The sequence below is a fragment of the Geomonas sp. genome (genome assembly GCF_056994735.1).
Map to the genome: position 1 here is coordinate 1 of NZ_JBXKJL010000452.1, position 1502 is coordinate 1502.

Below are 1502 nucleotides of genomic sequence, written 5' to 3' on the forward strand. Positions count from 1 at the left end.
AGCTCTGGCGACAGCAACCGGCCGACTTCTTCGACGAGGCCGTGCTCGACGTCGACGGTACGCTCGTCGCCACCGCATGATGAGCCACTCGCGCCTGACCTGTTGACAGAAGTTCCCTCGTTTCAAGAGCTTCAAAGTTCAGGGAACGGACGTGACTCATCCCAGCCACTCCCTGCCCATCGGCGGCTTGCATTCCGAAAATCCGGTCCGTCAGCTTTCTGAATTCATCGGCCGGCCACCTGTGCCGGCTATAACGTTTTTTCGGATTACAACACTGATGGGAGCAACAAACCAACGCCCCGGCGAAACGAACCAACCAGAGATCGGGGTATCCCTTTGCATTGGCAGTTCGGCCCCGGTAGAGTATTTTTTCAACGATCCGCAAGAGGGCTAGAAGATCGAGCTTTCGTGGTGTAACTTCTTGCCTTGTCGGCCGCAACGGTAGATTTCACCCCTGGCACGGAGGTCGGCAGGATGCCCTACGCTTGGCCCGAGGATACGGACTTCGCGTTGTGGGAACTCGACGTCCTCGACCGCACCTGTGCAGTCTGCGGTCGGACGATGTATGTCTGTGATCATCGCTACCGTCGGGTTCACACCCTCGAGGGGCCAGTGCAACTGGTGTGCAAACTCAACCACTGCCCCGACCCCAACTGTCCCGGTCACGCCAGGACCAAGAGCCCCGAACTCGAGATCACGATCGCTCTGCCCAAGTGGGCGATCGGGTGGGACGTCCTCTGCTGGATCGGTCAGCGCCGGTGCGCTCGTCACTGGTCGATCTCCCAGATCCAGTCCGATCTCTGGGACGACTACCGCATCCAGCTCTCGGCCGACTCGATCGCCCGGTACATCGGCCATTACCAGGTCATGCTCGCGGCGCGCCAGCAAGATCCCGAGGCGCTGCGGCAGCACTACCAGGGCGTCGATGAGATCATCCTCTCGATCGACGGCCTGCAACCCGAGAAGGGGCACGAGACCCTGTACGTGGTGCGGGAACTGACGGGCAAACGCGTGTGGTTCGCCGTGCCATTGATCTCGGCGACGGCGGCTGAGGTGCGTCGTCTGATCGCCCAGGCCAGGGCGTGGGCCGAGTCCCTGGGCAAGCCGGTGGCGTTGTGGTTGTCCGATCGGCAGGACGCCTTCGTGACGGGCATCGCGGCGGAATTCCCCGGCGTGCCACACCGTTACTGTGACAACCACTTCCTCCGTGATGTGGCCAAGCCTGTTCTGGAGGCCGACAGCCACGCCAAGGTCGCGATGCGGAAGAAGGTGCGTGGCCTGCGGAAGATCGAGCAGGCCGTGCTCAAGCGGCAGGATGCCCAGGCGTCGGGGCGGCTCGTGGACGACCGTTCCGACGCGACCATGACCGAGGCGCCGAAGAACTCCACAGCATCCCAGGTCGATCCCGCCGGCACCGTGGTACTCGATTATTGCGCGGCGGTGCGTGGCATCCTCAACGACGATCAGGGAGGACCACTCCACCCTCCTGGCTTGCGGATGGC

General features: G+C 62.6%; 1 pseudogene. It reads left to right on the forward strand.

Annotated features, from left to right (window positions below):
- Nucleotides 1–474: 474 nt before the first annotated feature.
- Nucleotides 475–1502, forward strand: a pseudogene (locus tag AC11W3_RS19430) (hypothetical protein); the annotation flags it as partial.